At 33.5% G+C, this 17,899-nt stretch carries 20 protein-coding genes; 8 read left to right on the forward strand and 12 right to left on the reverse strand.

The genetic code is table 11. The features are described 5' to 3' along the window. Window positions 1-36 precede the first annotated feature (36 nt). Both murD and mraY read right to left on the reverse strand, forming a co-directional pair. On the reverse strand, window positions 37-1,233 hold the full coding sequence (gene murD, locus RVY88_RS07480) for a UDP-N-acetylmuramoyl-L-alanine--D-glutamate ligase (protein ID WP_162167334.1): 1,197 nt from the start codon (window positions 1,231-1,233) through the stop codon (window positions 37-39). 3 nt (window positions 1,234-1,236) lie between these two features. Further along, a complete protein-coding gene (gene mraY / locus RVY88_RS07485; RefSeq protein WP_038453964.1) occupies window positions 1,237-2,301 on the reverse strand; it encodes a phospho-N-acetylmuramoyl-pentapeptide-transferase in 1,065 nt (354 codons plus the stop codon). Window positions 2,302-2,399: 98 nt separating this feature from the next. Between mraY and gpmI the strand changes: the two genes are divergently transcribed. The 5 genes from gpmI to accA are packed head-to-tail and all read left to right on the forward strand — an operon-like array spanning window position 2,400 to window position 7,093. Continuing rightward, the gene (gpmI, locus tag RVY88_RS07490) at window positions 2,400-3,863 is read left to right on the forward strand and encodes a 2,3-bisphosphoglycerate-independent phosphoglycerate mutase (RefSeq protein ID WP_002850189.1); all 1,464 of its coding nucleotides are present in this window, start codon (window positions 2,400-2,402) and stop codon (window positions 3,861-3,863) included. A 24-nt stretch (window positions 3,864-3,887) separates the two neighbouring features. After that, a complete protein-coding gene (gene fabG / locus RVY88_RS07495; RefSeq protein ID WP_162167335.1) occupies window positions 3,888-4,631 on the forward strand; it encodes a 3-oxoacyl-ACP reductase FabG in 744 nt (247 codons plus the stop codon). Window positions 4,632-4,691: 60 nt separating this feature from the next. After that, the gene (gene acpP, locus RVY88_RS07500; protein WP_002850193.1) at window positions 4,692-4,925 is read left to right on the forward strand and encodes an acyl carrier protein; all 234 of its coding nucleotides are present in this window, start codon (window positions 4,692-4,694) and stop codon (window positions 4,923-4,925) included. A gap of 21 nt (window positions 4,926-4,946) precedes the next feature. Beyond that, window positions 4,947-6,161: a beta-ketoacyl-ACP synthase II gene (locus RVY88_RS07505; protein WP_002850194.1), complete on the forward strand. Its 1,215-nt coding sequence runs from the start codon at window positions 4,947-4,949 to the stop codon at window positions 6,159-6,161. Beyond that, window positions 6,161-7,093, forward strand: a complete 933-nt coding sequence (accA, locus tag RVY88_RS07510) for an acetyl-CoA carboxylase carboxyl transferase subunit alpha (protein WP_011732172.1) — start codon at window positions 6,161-6,163, stop codon at window positions 7,091-7,093. Before RVY88_RS07505 ends, accA begins: the two co-directional genes overlap by 1 nt. 35 nt (window positions 7,094-7,128) lie before the next feature. Here accA and RVY88_RS07515 read toward each other — a convergent pair whose 3' ends face one another. The 4 genes from RVY88_RS07515 to prfB are packed head-to-tail and all read right to left on the reverse strand — an operon-like array spanning window position 7,129 to window position 10,327. Further along, window positions 7,129-7,512: a sel1 repeat family protein gene (locus RVY88_RS07515; RefSeq protein ID WP_162167336.1), complete on the reverse strand. Its 384-nt coding sequence runs from the start codon at window positions 7,510-7,512 to the stop codon at window positions 7,129-7,131. 10 nt (window positions 7,513-7,522) lie between these two features. Further along, on the reverse strand, window positions 7,523-8,839 hold the full coding sequence (locus tag RVY88_RS07520; RefSeq protein ID WP_144686135.1) for a dihydrolipoyl dehydrogenase family protein: 1,317 nt from the start codon (window positions 8,837-8,839) through the stop codon (window positions 7,523-7,525). Between the two features lie 9 nt (window positions 8,840-8,848). After that, complete coding sequence (locus tag RVY88_RS07525; protein WP_011732173.1) at window positions 8,849-9,172, reverse strand: hypothetical protein; 324 nt, start codon at window positions 9,170-9,172, stop codon at window positions 8,849-8,851. Between the two features lie 45 nt (window positions 9,173-9,217). Then, window positions 9,218-10,327, reverse strand: coding sequence for a peptide chain release factor 2 (gene prfB, locus RVY88_RS07530; RefSeq protein WP_038453970.1), 1,110 nt, complete (start codon window positions 10,325-10,327; stop codon window positions 9,218-9,220). 171 nt (window positions 10,328-10,498) lie between these two features. Between prfB and panC the strand changes: the two genes are divergently transcribed. The 3 genes from panC to tilS are packed head-to-tail and all read left to right on the forward strand — an operon-like array spanning window position 10,499 to window position 13,630. Beyond that, window positions 10,499-11,320: a pantoate--beta-alanine ligase gene (panC, locus tag RVY88_RS07535; protein ID WP_002850200.1), complete on the forward strand. Its 822-nt coding sequence runs from the start codon at window positions 10,499-10,501 to the stop codon at window positions 11,318-11,320. Between the two features lies 1 nt (window position 11,321). Next, window positions 11,322-12,632: a 30S ribosomal protein S12 methylthiotransferase RimO gene (gene rimO / locus RVY88_RS07540; RefSeq protein WP_002850202.1), complete on the forward strand. Its 1,311-nt coding sequence runs from the start codon at window positions 11,322-11,324 to the stop codon at window positions 12,630-12,632. Next, window positions 12,620-13,630, forward strand: coding sequence for a tRNA lysidine(34) synthetase TilS (tilS, locus tag RVY88_RS07545; RefSeq protein WP_162167337.1), 1,011 nt, complete (start codon window positions 12,620-12,622; stop codon window positions 13,628-13,630). Before rimO ends, tilS begins: the two co-directional genes overlap by 13 nt. On the opposite strand, the gene RVY88_RS07550 is transcribed toward tilS, so the two are convergent. The 6 genes from RVY88_RS07550 to RVY88_RS07575 all read right to left on the reverse strand — a co-directional run bounded on the left by RVY88_RS07550 (window position 13,593) and on the right by RVY88_RS07575 (window position 17,846). Continuing rightward, window positions 13,593-14,129 carry a hypothetical protein gene (locus RVY88_RS07550; RefSeq protein WP_162167338.1) on the reverse strand — a complete coding sequence of 179 codons (537 nt, stop codon included), beginning with the start codon at window positions 14,127-14,129 and terminating at the stop codon, window positions 13,593-13,595. The two genes, tilS and RVY88_RS07550, sit on opposite strands and share 38 nt — an antisense overlap. Continuing rightward, entirely contained in the window at window positions 14,116-14,643 is a 528-nt protein-coding gene (locus RVY88_RS07555) for a hypothetical protein (RefSeq protein WP_011732176.1), read from the reverse strand. Before RVY88_RS07555 ends, RVY88_RS07550 begins: the two co-directional genes overlap by 14 nt. After that, window positions 14,640-15,641, reverse strand: a complete 1,002-nt coding sequence (locus tag RVY88_RS07560; protein ID WP_002850207.1) for a hypothetical protein — start codon at window positions 15,639-15,641, stop codon at window positions 14,640-14,642. Before RVY88_RS07560 ends, RVY88_RS07555 begins: the two co-directional genes overlap by 4 nt. 66 nt (window positions 15,642-15,707) lie before the next feature. Next, complete coding sequence (locus RVY88_RS07565) at window positions 15,708-16,319, reverse strand: lysophospholipid acyltransferase family protein (protein WP_002850209.1); 612 nt, start codon at window positions 16,317-16,319, stop codon at window positions 15,708-15,710. Further along, window positions 16,303-17,607, reverse strand: coding sequence for a tRNA (N6-isopentenyl adenosine(37)-C2)-methylthiotransferase MiaB (miaB, locus tag RVY88_RS07570; RefSeq protein WP_081305840.1), 1,305 nt, complete (start codon window positions 17,605-17,607; stop codon window positions 16,303-16,305). Before miaB ends, RVY88_RS07565 begins: the two co-directional genes overlap by 17 nt. Then, window positions 17,604-17,846, reverse strand: a complete 243-nt coding sequence (locus tag RVY88_RS07575; protein ID WP_002850216.1) for an HP0268 family nuclease — start codon at window positions 17,844-17,846, stop codon at window positions 17,604-17,606. Before RVY88_RS07575 ends, miaB begins: the two co-directional genes overlap by 4 nt. Window positions 17,847-17,899 lie beyond the last annotated feature (53 nt).

The raw sequence follows: 17,899 nt of genomic DNA on the forward strand, positions 1-17,899 counted from the left end.
GTAAAAATATTTAAATTTAACGATTAAATTTAAATATCAAAGGGAATTTACATATTTTTTAAACATATCTCCGCGTTCAGCGTAACTTTTAAACTGATCCAAGCTTGCGCAAGCCGGACTTAAAAGCCCTATTTCATCTATTTTCATAACGGTATTTATGTTTTCTACGGCTTTGTTCAAAAACTCACAATTTATACATTTAATACCAAATTTATCTGCTAAGAAGACTATTTTACCTGCGTTTGAACCGATCGCATAAATAGTAGCGCTCATACCTCTTAGCTCATCAAATAAAGGATCTAAACTCACGCCTTTATCATCTCCACCAAGAATTATATGAAGTTTATCATTTTTATAACGTTTTAAAGCTTGTAATGCCGCGTCGATATTTGTAGCTTTTGTATCATCCACCCAAAGCCTACCCAATCTGTCTCTAAACTCCTCAAGCTTATGAGCTTCTATTTGAAATTTATTTAAAAGCTCATAGCTAACTTTACTAAAAATTATATTTTCAACACACAAAGCCAAAAGAGCATCTATCAAAAACGGGGTTTTAAACGAAATATTGCTTAAATCAATATCAAATTGACTTGCTAAATCCTCTTCGCTTTCATACCCTATGATTTTAGCACAAGAGCTTATATCTGCGTATTTTTTAGGAATAATAGCCACGCTTCCTTCTCGCATCATACTAAGTGGTTTAAGTTTTGCTTTTTCATACTCCTCCATAGAACCGTGCCAACTTAAATGATCAGGAGTTATAGGCAGCAAAACATAGATATCGGGCTTTGCAAATTTAGTATAATGAATAGTAAAAGAGCTGGTTTCTAAAACCCAAACTTTAGCTTTTAAATTTAAAAGATCAGCAAGCGGAGTTCCGACATTTCCGCCCATAACGCAACCTCTATCTTCTAAAAGCCACTCGGTCATCTTTGTAGTTGTAGTTTTACCATTAGTTCCGCTAATCCAGATTGATTTTGGTGTATCGTTTATAAAATAATCATATTCGCTTATTAAATTTAAAGCCGATTTCACTAGAGCATGGTTGCGCGGAAATCCGGGGCTTGGAATTTCTAAAGAGCTATTTTGAGCTTTAAATTTACTAGGATTTAAAAGCCTATTGCCAAACTCGTCGAGACTATCATCTTTAAAGCTATCATCATAAATATCCCAACCGCCGCTTTTGGATATCGCTTTTGTTGTTTTCCCATAACCAAATAGTGATCTTCTCATAATTTACCTTAATTTTAAAGCAATTAACGCTATTAAATTTGCCAAAAGAGCTATCATCCAAAATCTAACAATAATCTTATTTTCACTCCACCCTTTTATCTCAAAATGATGATGAATTGGCGCCATTAAAAATATCCGTTTTTTGCGTATTTTAAAACTACTTACTTGCAATATAACAGATAAGGTTTCCATCACAAAAACAAATCCTATTGCTATAAGTAAAATCTCATTTTTAGTTACTATGCCCATATATCCTATAAACGCACCTACGCTAAGACTACCGCTATCGCCCATAAAAACTTCGGCAGGATAGCAATTAAACCATAAAAATCCAAGTAAAGCACCTATAAGAGCAGTAACTAAAATCAGTAACTCGCCTACTCCTACAAATTTAGGTAAAAGCAGATATGAACTATAAACTGCATTTCCCATCAAATAAGCAAAAACACCTAATGTAACAAGTCCAAATATCGAAGGAACAGTCGCTAAACCGTCCAAACCGTCAGTCAAATTTACGGCATTTGAAGCTGAAATTATCACAAGAGCCCAAAATAAAATTATGAAATAACCCATATCAAAAATAGAATATTTATAAAAAGGAATATAAAAAAGTGAGTCTAAATCAGTAAAAAAAAGCAGCAAACAAGCACAAATAATACCTATAATCCACTGCAAAATAAACTTAATTTTAGCATGCAATCCGGCGTGATTTTTTGCGCCCAAAATTTTGCCTCTATCATCAATATATCCAAGCAGACTAAAGCTAGCAAGTACAAGAATTCCTATAAGAACAAAATTATTATCTAATTTAGCACTAAAAAGCGTAGCAAAAATAGCACAAAGTACGAATACTACGCCGCCCATTGTCGGTATTTTATTTTTTTTCTTATGATTTTGCGGTGCTAATTCATAGATAGGCTGATTTGCATTTTTAGCCTTTGCCCACAATATAAATTTAGGCATAAAATATACAGTCAAAACAAAAGCCAAAAAGAAGCTAATACCAGCTCTAACAGTGATATAACTAAAGAAATTTATCCCAAAAAGTTCATAAAAATAATAAAACACATTAAGCCCTTATATAAAAGTCAAAATTATACAAAAGCATTGATAAAAGTAAGTTAAAATTTAGAAATAATTGATAGAATTACACAAAGGATTTTTTTATGAATAAAAAATGCATATTAGTGATAACAGATGGTATAGGTTATAATAAAAGTAGTGATTTTAACGCATTTGCCGCGGCAAAAAAACCGACTTATGACTGGTTGTTTAAAAATGCACCTATGAACTATATAAAAACAAGCGGACTTGCCGTTGGACTTCCTGATGGACAGATGGGAAATAGCGAAGTTGGACATATGACGATAGGAAGCGGAAGAATACTATATCAAAATTTAGTTAAAATCGATAAAGCTATAGACGATGGAAGCTTAGAAAAAAATGAAGTTCTTCTAAATTTAATTAAAAAAGTAAAAAGAGTACATATCATCGGTCTTTATAGTGATGGAGGAGTTCATTCTCATCTTAAACATTTTGATGTTATATGCAATATCTGCAAGCAAAACGGTAAAGAGACTTTTGCTCACGCCATAACAGATGGAAGAGACGTTAGTCCCACTTCTGGACTAGGTTTTATAAAAGAATTAGAATCCAAGTTCAAAATCGCCTCTATAAGCGGTAGATTTTACGCTATGGATAGAGACAAACGCTGGGAAAGAGTAAATAAAGCGTATCAAGTTATCTCTCAAAACTCAAATTTGCAAAACATAACACCAACACAATATATACAAAACTCATATAATAATAAGATTTTTGATGAGTTTATAGAACCAGCTAGCTTTAGCGATTTTGGCGGTATCAGGTCTGAAGACGGTATAATATTTGTAAATTTTAGAAACGATAGAGCAAGAGAGATCTGCTCTGCTCTTAGTATAAAAGATTTTAACGAATTTCAAAGAAAAAATATCTGCGAAAATCTTATAACAATGACAAATTACGACGATAAATTTAACTTTCCTATAATGTTTGAAAATGAAGAGATAAAAGACACTTTAGCAGAAATTATAGCTAGAAATAATCTTCGTCAATTACACACCGCAGAAACTGAAAAATACGCACATGTTACATTCTTTTTTAACGGCGGAAAAGAAGAGCTAGTGGAAAATGAAATTCGTGTTTTAATCCCTAGTCCAAAAGTAAAAACATACGATGAAAAACCGCAAATGAGTGCATACGAAGTCACTCAAGCTGTCATAAAAGCGATAAACGACGGAATTGATTTTATAGTCGTAAATTACGCAAACGGCGATATGGTAGGACACACAGGCGATTTTGACGCTGCTGTTAAAGCGGTAGAAGCGGTAGACGAATGTTTAGGATTAGTTATAAAAGCGGCAAAAAAAGAGGGTTACTCTTATATGCAAATAAGCGATCATGGAAACTGTGAAGCTATGCAAGACAAAAAAGGTGGAGTTTTAACTAATCATACGACTTTTGACGTATTTGCATTCATATTAGCAGATGGGGTTAATAAAGTAAATTCAGGCGGACTTAGTAATGTAGCTCCAACTATTTTAAAACTTATGAACATAAATATTCCAAAAGTTATGGATAAACCGTTAATATAATCAAATTTAAATAAAAGGAACAATATGAAATTCAGCGGAAAAAACGTCTTAGTCACAGGAGCTAGTCGAGGCATCGGAGCAGAAGTCTGTAAAGTCCTGGCGGGATTTGGCTTAAAAGTATGGATAAACTATAGAAGTAAGCCAGAACTTGCGGACTCATTGAAAGACGAGATAGAAAAAAGCGGAGGAAAGGCGGCTGTTATTAAATTTGATGCAGCAAATGAAGATGAATTTATAGAAGCTATAAATTTAATAGTTCAAAGCGACTCAGAGTTAAGCTATCTTGTAAATAACGCCGGTATTACAAACGATAAATTAGCAATTAGAATGAAAACAGAAGAGTTCGTGTCTATTTTAGACGCAAATTTAAAAAGCGCGTTTATAGGTAGCAAAGAAGCCCTAAAGGTAATGAGTAAAAAACGTTTTGGAGCAGTTGTAAATGTCGCTTCTATAGTTGGAGAAATGGGAAATGCAGGACAAACAAACTACGCCGCAAGCAAAGGCGGTATGATAGCCATGAGTAAATCATTTGCTAAAGAAGGAGCTGCTAGAAACGTACGTTATAACTGTGTAGCGCCTGGATTTATACAAACCGATATGACTAATGTGCTATCTGAAGAAGTAAAATCAAACTATATAGCAAATATACCTCTAAAAAGGCTAGGAGAAGCAAAAGAAGTCGCAAATAGCGTTGCTTTTTTGCTTAGTGATTACTCAAGCTATATTACCGGGGATGTTCTTAAGATTAATGGCGGTTTATATATGTAGCAAACTTTAAGCAAAAATATAGTACTATTTTGCACATTTTTATTTATTAGGAGAAAAATTATGGCAGTATTTGATGAAGTTAAAGATGTAGTTGTAGAGCAATTAAGTGTTGCCCCAGACGCGGTTAAAATGGAATCAAAAATCATAGAGGATCTAGGTGCTGATTCACTTGATGTTGTTGAGCTTGTTATGGCTTTAGAAGAGAAATTCGAAGTAGAGATTCCAGATAGCGAAGCTGAGAAATTAATAAGCATATCTGATGTTGTAAATTATATAGATGGTCTAAAAAAATAAATTTCAACAAGGAGAGTAGCATTGAAAAGAGTCGTAGTAACTGGTATGGGTATGGTAAATGCGCTAGGTCTTGATAAAGAGACATCTTTTAAAAATATTTGCGATGGTAAAACCGGAGTTAAAAAGATAACCTTATTTGATGCTACCGATTTTCCTGTTCAGATAGCTGCACAAATAGATGACTTTGATCCAGCTACTGTTATGGAAGCAAAAGAGATAAAAAAGGCGGATAGATTCATACATCTTGGCTTGAAAGCAGCAAATGAAGCTATAAACGACGCAAATTTAAGTGAATTTGACCCGAATGAATTTGGTGTTAGCTCGGCTGCTGGTATAGGCGGACTCCCAAATATTGAAAAAAACTCAAACATATGTTTTGAAAAAGGTCCTAAAAGAATCTCGCCATTTTTTATCCCATCCTCACTTGTAAATATGCTTGGCGGTTTAGTTAGCATAAACCACAATCTAAAAGGTCCAAATTTATCAAGCGTTACAGCGTGTGCAGCCTCAACTCACGCTTTATGCGAAGCCGCAAAAAGTATTATGATAGGCGAAGCTAAAGCTATGCTCGTTGTTGGTGCAGAATCTGCAATATGCCCTGTTGGTATCGGAGGATTTGCCGCTATGAAAGCGTTATCTACTAGAAATGATGACCCTGAGCATGCTTCACGTCCTTTTGATAAAGATAGAGATGGATTTGTAATGGGAGAGGGAGCCGGTGCCTTAGTTCTTGAAGAGTATGAAAGCGCATTATCTCGCGGAGCTAAAATTTATGCCGAAATAATTGGATTTGGAGAAACTGGAGACGCACATCATATAACAAGTCCTAGTCAAGACGGTCCGGAACGTGCTATGAAAAAAGCTCTATCAATGGCTGAAAATATAAAAATCGATTACGTAAATGCTCATGGTACTTCAACATATGCAAACGATACAAATGAAACTAATGCCTTAAAAGCAATATTTGGCTCAAATATTCCTCCTGTTAGCTCAACAAAAGGTCAAATCGGCCATTGTCTAGGAGCTGCTGGAGCTATAGAAGCTGTTATATCTATAATGGCTCTTCAAAATAGTATTATCCCGCCTACCATAAACCAGATAGAACAAGATGATGAATGCGATCTGGATTATGTTCCAAATATAGCTAGAAAAGCTGAGCTAAAAACAGCTATGAGCAACTCTTTTGGCTTTGGTGGAACAAACGGCTCCGTAATATTTAAAAAGTTGGAAAAATAATGGCTAGCTACCTCGACTTTGAGAAAGGCATAAAACAGATAGATGATGATATAGCAAACGCAAAAATAAGAGGCGACGAACATGCCGTAGAAATTTTAAGAAAAAATTTAGAAAAAGAAATAACAAAAACATATAAAAATTTAAATGAATTCCAAAGATTAAATTTAGCAAGACATCCCGATCGTCCATATGCTCTTGATTATATCAGAGCATTATTAAAAGATGGCTATGAAATACACGGCGATAGAGCATTTCGCGATGATCCTTCTATAGTATGCTATATCGGATATATAGGCGGTAAAAGAGTTATAGTTATAGCAGAACAAAAAGGAAGAGGCACAAAATATAAAATAATGAGAAATTTCGGTATGCCTCACCCTGAAGGGTATAGAAAAGCATTAAGAATCGCTAGATTAGCAGAAAAATTTGAAATACCTATTATATTTCTTATAGATACTCCAGGAGCATACCCAGGAGTAGGAGCTGAAGAGCGTGGTCAAAGTGAAGCGATAGCTAGAAATTTATTTGAATTTAGCGAGTTAAAAACTAGAACAATAGCCGTTGTTATAGGTGAAGGCGGAAGCGGCGGAGCACTTGCTATAGGAGTTGCCGATAGATTGGCTATGATGAAAAACTCGGTATTTTCAGTTATATCTCCTGAGGGATGCGCTGCCATATTATGGAATGATCCATCAAAAAATGAAGCTGCAACAAAAGCGATGAAAATTACCGCAGATGACTTAAAAGAGCTGCAACTTATAGATGATGTAATAGATGAGCCTGTTATGGGCGCTCATAGAGACAAAGAAGGAGCCATAAAAGCTCTTGGTGAATATATATTAAAACAGTTAGATGAATTAGAAAAAAAAGATATTAATGATGTAGTAAAAAATCGTATAGAAAAGATACTATCTGTTGGAGCTTATGCTTAGATTTGCAACGGTTTAACAACCATTGCAAACCAATCTTATTTTATATTTTGTGCTTTTTTACAGCTCTCTTTATCGCCGCTATGACAAGCTCTTATGTAAATATCTTTAGCTATTTCAAGATTTTTATCCATGCCTTTTCCAGATTCAAACATATAAGCTAACCTTAAACAAGCCGGTAAATATTGAAATTTAGCACAAGTATAATCATAGGCTCTAGCAGCTGTTTTAAAATCCAATTTATCATAAAAGTAATCGCCCAAATCTTTACAACTGGCTTGAATTCCCGATTTGCACTCTTTTTTAGAATCTTGGCTAACGCTAAGTGTTTTAGACTCTACCTGTTTTTGAGCTGAAGCTTGTGCACAACCTGCTATGAAGAAACAAGCACCGATCAAAGCAGTAACTTTCATGATATTCATCTTTTACCTTTTAAATTTGACTAAACAAATCGTTTATAGCTTCGCTTATACTAGGATGCGTAAAAATCTGGCTTTTAAACTTAGAAGCTTTGATTTTATTCTCCATGGCTAAGCTAAACATATTTATTATCTCGTTCGCATTTTTGCAATGCAGCGTGATACCAAGTATTTCATCGCTATTTTTATCCACAATGGCTTTCATAAAACCAGTATCGTGAGCTAGAACTTTTGCCATAGGCACAGAGCTCAAATTTACTTTTGCTATCTTTAACTCATGCTTTGATAGCTCCTTTTCACTTTTGCCAACTTGACTAAGCTCGGTATCCATAAAAGTCGTAGTAGCCCACACGCTTCTATTAGCAGAGCTGCGAGTTTTATCACCAAATATATGATTAAACACTATACGATAATCATCAAGGCTGATATAAGTAAATTCCGGTCCGCCTTTACAATCTCCAACAGCATAAATATGAGGTATTGTAGTTTGAAGATGATCATTGACAAGCACTTCACATTTATCACCAACTGCTATATTAGCATTTTGTAAAGACAACTCATCTATCGCCGGAGTTCTACCAAATGCGGCTAAAAATGCATCTGCTTTTATATTTTTACTTATACCGTTTTGATTAAAACTAAGAGTATCGCCATCAAGTCTTTCAAATTTACTACCAAGGATAATTTCTATGCCTTGAGCCTGCAAAGCCTCTTTTACGCTACTTGAAGTATCATTGTCAAGGTCGGGTAAAAACTCGTTTTTTCTTGCCATAATAGTTACTTTTGAACCAAAATTTGCAAACATAGAAGCAAACTCAAGCCCTATAAATCCCATACCTAAAACAATTAAATGCTTAGGTAGTGTTTTTAAATTTAAAATAGTTGTAGAAGTATAAATTTGATTTGATTTAACTTCAAACGGAATATCTTTCTCCTTGCTTCCGGTATTTATCACAATTATAGGAGCGCTTAGCTCTTCACCGTCTGCTAAAATAGTATTTTCATCTTTAAATTTAGCAGTAGCTTTTATGAGCGTTACATTTGGATTGTCGTTTAACATACCATAGTTTTTAGCTCTAAGCGCACTTACAAGTGTATCTTTAGCCTCCATAGACTTGCAAAAATACTCATTTCTATCGCTGAAAAACTTAGCATCTTTGCTAAGAGTAACTAGCTTTTTAGTTGGAATGCAACCTATATTTATACAAGTTCCTCCGTACATTTTATCGCTTTTTTCTATCAAAGCGACTTTTTTTCCAAGCGTTGCGGCTTTAGCTGCTAAAGTTTTTCCGGCCTTACCAAATCCGATAATTATCAAATCATACTTCACGACTCTCCTTTACGCACGGCTTAGGATATAATATGTCTCCTTACCGTTTAGTTTTTTGATTTTGAACTTGTATTTTAACGCCCATTCGTTAACCATATCATTGAAGGTTTGTTTAACTTCATCATCGTTTGATTCACATTTAATCTTAAATACATCTTCGCTATTTGATATAGCGACGAAAGAAGTATATATTTTTAATTTTTCATTTAAATTTAAAATATGAGAAATTTCATTCTCATCAAAGTCGCAAGCAGACAAAATTCTTTTAACCTGCTCTAGCAAAGCACTATTTACGTTATACCCAAGACCAGTTAAAACTAGATCTAAGCTCATTTTTTCTCCTTATTTTAGTTTGATTTATTAAATTTATATATGAAACTACTCTTTGTTTGCGCTACTTTTTTGGCTTATAAGTACTGATTCTATTATCTTTTTTATATCGCCATCGAGTATAGCGTCTGTTTGGCTGTACGCCTCGCCGCTTCTAGTGTCTTTGACTTGCTGATACGGAAAAAGTACGTATGAGCGTATCTGATGACCCCAGCCGATTTCACTTTTTTCTATGGCGTTATTTGCTTCTTGCTGCTTCATAAGCTCAAATTCGTAAAGTCTTGATTTTAACATTTTCATAGCCGTAGCTTTGTTTTTATGCTGACTTCTGTCGTTTTGGCACTGCACAACGATACCTGTTGGTATATGAGTTATACGCACCGCACTTTCTGTTTTATTTACGTGCTGCCCACCTGCTCCACTAGCTCTGTAATAATCCAATCTAAGGTCTTTTTCTTCTATTTCTATAGCTATATCATCATCAACTTCAGGGCTTACCATTACGCTTGAAAAGCTTGTATGACGGCGTCCTGCACTATCAAACGGGCTAGTTCTAACAAGGCGGTGGATACCATTTTCAGCTTTTAGATACCCATAAGCATTCTCGCCTTTTACGATAAAGCTTACATCTTTTAGTCCCGCTTCATCACCTTCTTGAAAGTCTAAAGTTTCAACTTTAAATCCCTCTCTCTCACAAAATCTCAAATACATCCTATAAAGCATACTTGCCCAGTCATTGCTCTCAGTTCCTCCGGCTCCTGGATGGATGCTTACTATAGCGTTTTTACTGTCGTCTTCTCCGCTAAGCATCATAGAAATTTCTAAATTCGTTATCTTATTTTCAAGATTTTGTGCATCTTCAAAAAGCGAATTTATAGTTTGCTCATCATCTTCGGCATTTGCTAATTCATAAAGCTCATAAGCATCACTTATTGCACTTTTTACGTTTTTAAATTTGCAAAGCATATTTGAAATTTTAGTTTTTTCTTTTCCTATTTCACCGGCTTTTTTGATATCATTCCAAAACTCAGGTCTGTTTTCTATATCTTCTATCTCTTTAAGTCTTATTTCTATATCTTGAGGTTTTATAACACGACTTATATTTTGAACTTTAGTATTTAATTTTTTTAAAAGTTCTGTATATTCGTAACTATCCAAATCATATCCTTAATTTTTTCGTAATTTTATCAAATTTTTCGTTAAAATTTGGTTATGAGATTTTAGTTGTAAAACTCAGTACGCATATGATAACTAAACTATAAATATCACATTTTAGAAAAATTATGATAAAATATTAGATTAAAAATTCTTACAAAGAGTAATTCAAAAATGCAAATATTAAAAAGTGTTAGCGAACTTTTAGAATTTCGCAATAACTGCGGCGGCAGTGTAGGTTTTGTACCTACTATGGGTGCTTTACATAACGGTCATGCAACGCTTATAAAAAATTCGGTTTCGCAAAACGACGATACGATAGTAAGCGTATTTGTAAATCCTACGCAATTTTTACCCGGAGAGGATCTAGAAAAATATCCAAGAAATCAAAGCGGAGATATAAAAATATGTGAATTGTGCGGAGCAAGCGCGCTGTTTTTTCCAAATGCAGATGAAATATACAGTAAAGACGAACCGCTCATAATCGCTCCAAAACGTATATCCACCATACTTGAGGGCGCTACTAGACCGGGTCATTTTGATGGCGTATGTATGGTTTTAAACAAATTATTTAATCTTGTATCTCCGACTAGAGCGTATTTTGGTAAAAAAGATTCTCAGCAGCTAGTAATTGTACAAAATATGGTAAAAAGATTTTTTTTAAATTTAGAAATAGTACCTTGTGATATAGTAAGAGAAAGCGACGGATTGGCACTTTCAAGCAGAAATAGTTATCTAAACGACGACGAACTTTGCTATGCTTTAAAGTTATCAAGATCCCTTATGAGAGCTTCAAATTTAATAAAAGCAAACGAGCTAAACTCAAATATCATAAAATCATCTATGAGTGAGTGCTTAGAGCCGTTAAAAGTCGATTATATCGCTGTTGTAGATAGAAATTTCGAACCGATAGAAAATGTAGAGATAGGAAATAGCATAATTTTGGTCGCTGCATATGTTGGTAAAACCAGATTAATAGATAATATATGGATATAATATGCCAAATTTATACTTAGTTTCATTAGGATGCAATAAAAATCTAGTCGATAGCGAGATAATGCTAGGACGTCTTAGCTCATATAATATAGTAGATAAACCAAATAATGCGGATGTAATGATAGTGAATACTTGTGGATTTATAGAGAGCGCAAAAGAAGAGAGCGTAAGGACTATACTAGAACTAGCAAGTTATAAAAAAGAAAACAGCGTATTGGTAGTCACAGGTTGTCTTATGCAAAGATATCGCGACGAGCTTATGAAAGAACTTCCAGAAGTAGATATATTTACAGGAGTGGGCGACTATGCTAGCATAGATGAAATGATACTAAAAAAGCAAAATCTGTTTAGTCCTGGTGTTTATCTGCAAAAAAGCGACACAAAACGCGTTATAACCGGCTCTAGCTATCATGCATATATAAAAATAGCCGAAGGCTGCAATCAAAAATGTAGTTTTTGTGCCATACCCACTTTCAAAGGCAAACTAAAAAGCAGAGATATAAACAGCATAATCAAAGAAGTAAAAGAGCTAACAAAAGACGGATATAGCGACTTTAGCTTCATCGCACAAGATACTAGCTCATTTTTAAGAGACGCAGGGATAAATGATGGGCTCATAAAGCTCATAGATGAAGTAGAAAAGATAGAAGCAGTAAAATCTGCTAGAATTCTCTACTTATATCCAACAACTGCGAGTATGGAGCTTATAGATAAAATTATAGCTTCGCCTAAATTCGTAAATTATTTTGATATGCCTATCCAACATATAAATGACGATATGTTAAAGATAATGAGGCGAGGAAGTTCAAAAGAGCGCTTAAAAGAGCTTTTAACAAAGATGAGAGCAGCGCCTAAAAGCTTTTTGCGAACAGGAATTATAATAGGTCATCCGGGGGAGACTGGGGAGCGATTTGATGAGTTGTGCGATTTTTTAACCGAGTTCAAATTTGATAGGATATCGGCTTTTGCTTACTCTAAAGAAGAAGGTACTCTAGCTTATGAGATGGAGCAAATTCCTTCTAAAACCATAACAAAAAGACTAAATACGATAGAAAAAATTATAAAAAAACAGATAGAAGGTAGTTTCAAAAGTCTAGTAGGCGAGGTCATAAAAGTCCAGATAAACGGCTCAAGCAGCGAAGGAGAAATGTTTTTTGGAGCTAAAAGCATAATATGGGATAGAGAGATCGACGGCGAGATTCTCATAAATGACACTCAAATAAAAGATCCTAAAGTGGGCGAAATTTATGACTGCAAGATAAATGAATTTGTCAAAGACAAGCTTATCGGAGAGATTATTTGCAACTCTTAAATTTAGATAGTTTGCATCATAAAAAGTGCTTGTTAGCATTTTCATATGGAACCGACAGTACCGCACTTTTTCATATATTAAATGAGAAAAATATCGAGTTTGACTGCGCATTTATAAATTATAAAACCAGAGTGCAAAGTGACGAAGAAGAAGTTAGCGCAAAGGAACTTTGCTTAAAATTTAATAAAAATATTTATATAAAAATAGCACCTTTAAATTTAGAAAATGGCTCAAATTTTGAGAAAAAGGCACGCGATATTAGACATAAATTTTTTGATGAAATTTGTATTAAATTTAACTATGACACACTGATTTTAGCTCATCAGCTAAATGACTGCTTAGAGTGGCTATTTATGCAGCTTAGCAAAGGTTCTGGAACAGTGCAGTTATGTGGATTAGAGCCTACAAATACAAAAATAGCCGAATTTGAAAATATCAAAAAACAAATTAGCGTTATAAGACCGCTGATAAACGTAAGTAGAAATGAGATTATATCTTATTTAAAACAGAAAAATATCAACTACTTCACAGATATTTCAAATTTCGATTTTAAATTCAAAAGAAACTTTATAAGAGCAAATTTCAGTGATGCTTTTATAGAAAAATTTGAAAAAGGAGTTATAAAAAGCTTTGAGTTTTTAAGAGCAGATAGAACTGCACTTTTAGGGGAGTTTATCTATGAAGACTCGGAGTTTTTTATCATAGAAAAAAGCATAAATTCTATAAATTTAGTAGATTTGGCTTGTAAAAAATTAGATGTTTTAATGAGCCAAAGCTCAAGAAAACAATGCTTAAAAAACGATTACGTGATATCTCACAAAGTGTGTGTAACTTCTAATGAAACGAACTATTTCGTAGCACCGTTTATAAAGGAAAAAATGGATAAAAAATTCAAAGAAAAGTGTAGAGTTTTACGCATTCCTCCACTACTTCGCGGATATTTAAGTCAAAATCAACATCTTATGTCTCTTTTTGAGAAACATAAACCTTTATCTTAAAACTCGTATCTATCTTATCCCCGTTTCCCTTCATAGAGATAGGAAAATCAACCCTTATTATATTCTCGTATTCATTTATAAAATCTATAAAACTATAGAAATTTTGTGGGCTTTTTATAAGACCGGTGACATTTAATTCATATCTCAAAAAATGTTCGTTTTTATCTAACTGCGGAAGTTTATTTAACTTCACATTGCTAAAATATTTTCCGGCTCCAGTTACGAATTTCATCTCGTTAAAATGACTAACTATAGCTTCTAAAGGTCTTATATTTTTATCTTTTAAGCTTGTTAAATTTGCTAATTGACTGTTATATACTTGTTCTATTTTGTTTAAATTTATTATCTTATCATTGTTGATAATTTTTGCATTTTTATACTCTTTGATACTAGGTACTATAAAACCAAATATCATGATAATACAGCAAATTGCAAAAAATAATGCGTAAAATAGTAGTTTTACGATATCAATCTCTTCTAAGCTTCTATCTTTTCTCATTTTCGACCTCTAAATTATCCATTTTATTTATACTAACGAAGTTAAACCAACCATTTTCTAGCTGATAAAAAGTAGTACTTGAGCTATTAAAGATAGATTTTAATGGAGCTTCTAGTAGCAGCTTATAAACATCTTTTGTAGGAGTAAGTCCTTTGACGATAAGTGAGTTTGTATCAATATAAACATCATTTAACGTGATAGCATCTGGCACCAAATCAAATAGATTATGAAGACTTTTTTTTAGAATATTATTTGATGAATATATATCAAGAGCAGCATCTCTTTGCACCATAAGAGTCTTCATCTCGGATTTTAAATTTGAAATCTGTGCAAATATCTTGTCGTATCTGATTTGTTTTTCGTCGTTTTGTTTTTTAAGCGAATATGTTTCAAATTTAATAAATAAATCAGCGCATACCAAAGAAAAAGTTACTATCAAAATAGCAGCTATCCATATCTTAGAAAATATTGAAAATATCGGTTTTAATTTTGGTTTAATAAAGCTATAACTCATACATAAAGCTCTCTGATCATAATATCATTCATATCATTTTCAATATTTATCTCTTGTATATCGGCTTCTATCAAAAGCTCTGATTCAAGGATGCTTAAAAATGACTTTTCTAATTTCAAACCATCAAAAATCATTATATGCTCTATAAAATCGCTTCTATAAGCTTCATTTTTATAAAACTCCATAATCGCCAAACGTATATTATTTAAAAGCAAAGTTTCTCTACCGATATCTCTTACGCTATCTTCTAAATTTCTATTGATATCATTTATTTCAGAGCTTTGCAGATCTTCAAAAGACTCTTTTTTTGAACTATTTATAACGGAGCTTAAATCATCTAGTCCGTCTAATTCGTTTAGCTTATCTTCTTCTTTTTCTATAACATTGTCTATATCTGTAGTATCTTCTTTACTAAGCTCTTTTTCATCTACCAAATGACTACTGTCTTTTCTAGTATCAAAATATGCCGAAAATCTCATTTCTTTATTTTGAAATATCATCATAGTCATGCTATCTTCTATATTATAGATATATAGTATCAATTTATCTTTTATCATATTTCTTAAGATACTCTCATATAAGATAGAAAACGGGGAATATATAAGATCTGCATCAGCTCTATTTAGAGAACTATCAAAAGCTGCTATTTCACCTTTTGGGACTACAATAGACCAGTTATTATCCACAGCTACTATATCTACACTATTGTATTGTATAGCAAATTTAGAAAAATCTTGCTTACTAACCGCAGGGATAGCCCACTGCTTTGGACTATTTAATAAAACAGATAGATATACCGAGTGGTACTCGCTTTCGCGCTTTTTTAAATATTCGTTAAATTTAATATCGACTCTACCATCTGTACAGTCAAATACGGCTTCTAAATTTTTTATAATTTTACCATTTTTAATGGCTCTAGCATATGTATAGCATTGATTATCTTTTATAACCGCACTTACATAAAGAGTTGATAAAAACTTTCTAATCCAAGAAGCCATACCTTGCCTTAAAATTTAATTACATATGTTATCAAATTTAGCATTAAAATTATATTATACACTAATTTAGTTAGGCATTTTGCTTAATATAAGTGCTTTAGCGTCATCCATACTAAGCCCTGATATGCTAAACGGCTCACTTAGGGTATAGGTTATTTTGCTAAATGGTTTTGGTAAAATCATCTTATCCCAACTGCCAAATTGCCAAAATTTACTGGCTTCGTAATTGAGAATTACGATATTTACATTCATCTTTTGAGGAATAGCGACACATCCATCTGAAATACTATGCCTAGGACCTTTTGGACCATCTGGAGTTATGGCAACGTCAGCTCCTTCTTTTATCGTTCTAAAAGCAGCTAAAAGTGCCTTTAAAGCCCCTTTTGTAGTACTTCCTCTAATAGTACCTATGCCAAAATGATAAGAAACGCCATTTACCATTTCTCCGTCTTTATGGTCTGAAATCATGACTTTTACATTTTTAGTATCCCACCATTTTTTAAATACAAACGGAAGCATCACAAGCTTTCCATGCCAAAAAAGAATTACGCAAGGCTCTTTTGAGATACTTTTGCCTTTAAACTCTTTTTTACAAGTTATATATATGATATGCATAATAGATATGATTGACAACTCGACAAATTTGATAAAAAATTTATCTTTAAATGATTTGACCATATAAAACCATTCTTTTTGGATCCGTAATTTTTACTTTTAGTATCTTTCCAAGTAACTCTTCGCTGCCATTAGTTTGCACCAAAAAGTTGTTAAATGTACGCCCTGCTACGCTACTGTTTGCTCTAAGTTCTTCAAAATATACCTCATGAATAGAGTTTTTTTGAGCTTTTACAATATCATCTAAAATTTCAGTATGCCTAGCTTGAAGCGTACTTAAGCGCCTACTTGCTATATCGCTATTTACTTGATTCGTCATACTTGCAGCAGGAGTTAGCGGACGAGATGAGTATTTAAATGAAAACATCTGTTCAAATTTGATGCTTTCTACAACACTCATAGTATCGGCAAAATCCCTATCGCTTTCACCTGGAAACGCTACTATGATATCTGTAGAAATAGTAACATCGGAGCAAATCTCTCTTAATTTTAAAGCGCGATCCAAAAACCACTCTTTCGTGTATCCTCTTTTCATAGCTTTTAAAATCTCATTTGAGCCGCTTTGCAAAGGCATATGCATGGATTTACAAATTTTAGGATTTGTGCTAAATTCTTTTAAAAACTTATCATCCATGTGCAGCGGATGAGGACTGGTAAAACGAATTCTCTCTACGCCATCAACTTCGCTTATTAAATTTAAAAGGTCGCTAAAATCTATCTTTTCATGAGTTCCTGAAAATCTTTTACCGTAATTATTTACATTTTGACCAAGCAAAAATATCTCTTTTGCGCCAGAAGAAGCTGCTTTTCTCACCTCTTTTAAAATAATATCTTTTGGAATGCTTATCTCATCGCCTCTGGTTTGTGGAACAATGCAATAAGTACATTTTTTATCACAACCTATCATAATATTTACAAAGCTCTTATAAGGACTTGAGCGAAAATCTCCAAAAGCATACTCGCTCTCATCGTGATTTATATCTACGCTTACGAATTTTGGAGTATTAAGCGCTGTTGTTATTTTAGATATATTTCTAGCGCCAAGAACGAAATCTACATATGGAGCGCGCTTAAAAACTTCACTTCCAAGGTGACTTGCAGTGCAACCGCAAACTCCTATCTTTGCCCCTTTTTTCTTAGCTTTTTCGTATGTTCCGACCTCGCTAAAAAGCTTATGAACCGGTTTTTCTCTAACTGAGCAGGTATTTATGAGTATGAGATCAGCATCCTCAATAATATTAGTAACTTCGTAATTTTCTTTTTGACTTAGTTCGGCAATGATATGCTCACTATCGCGAACATTCATCGCGCAACCTAAAGTCTCTATAAACAGTTTCTTTTTGACACTCAAAGGATATGCACCTCATACATATAGTCATTTTCATCAAGTCCATATCTAACTGTACGGTGATAGACGCTAAGTCCTCTTTCTTCAAAATATTCTACTAAAGCTATCAGCTCTTTGTGCGAATTATCTTTATCGAAATAAAAAATTTTGCCGCCATCTTTGCCTATAGCTGCTTCTATTTTATCTAAACTTATTGTTTTTGGCTTATTATCAAGTTCTGTTCTTGCTAGCTTTAACTCCATTTTCCGTCCTTTTTTACTGTTTTAAGCTGGTGAGTATATCAAAATTGCGATAA

Origin of the sequence: Campylobacter sp. TJR-1 (genome assembly GCF_032840035.1) — a bacterium.
In the GTDB taxonomy this organism is placed as follows: domain Bacteria; phylum Campylobacterota; class Campylobacteria; order Campylobacterales; family Campylobacteraceae; genus Campylobacter; species Campylobacter fetus.